Consider the following 264-nt stretch of genomic DNA (forward strand, 5'->3'; position numbering starts at 1 on the left):
AGGTCGGTGACCCCTTCCAGGAGAAGCTGCTCATCGAGTGCACCCTGGAGATCTTCCAGGAGAAGCTGGTCGCGGGCATCCAGGACCTGGGTGGTGCCGGTCTGTCGTGTGCCACCAGTGAGCTGGCGTCGGCCGGTTCCGGCGGGATGCGGGTCGAGCTGGACTCCGTTCCGCTGCGGGATGCGACGCTCTCTCCTGAGGAGATCCTCATGAGTGAGTCGCAGGAGCGGATGTGCGCGATCGTCGAGCCGCAGCACGTCGAGC

At 65.9% G+C, this 264-nt stretch carries 1 protein-coding gene; it reads left to right on the plus strand.

Going from position 1 to position 264, the window contains the following annotated elements; genetic code table 11:
* The coding region (locus tag V2J85_RS41115; RefSeq protein ID WP_330824455.1) for an AIR synthase-related protein at positions 1-264 on the plus strand (264 nt) is incomplete at both ends.

Source organism: Streptomyces bugieae (assembly GCF_036352915.1).
Lineage (GTDB): Bacteria > Actinomycetota > Actinomycetes > Streptomycetales > Streptomycetaceae > Streptomyces > Streptomyces endophytica.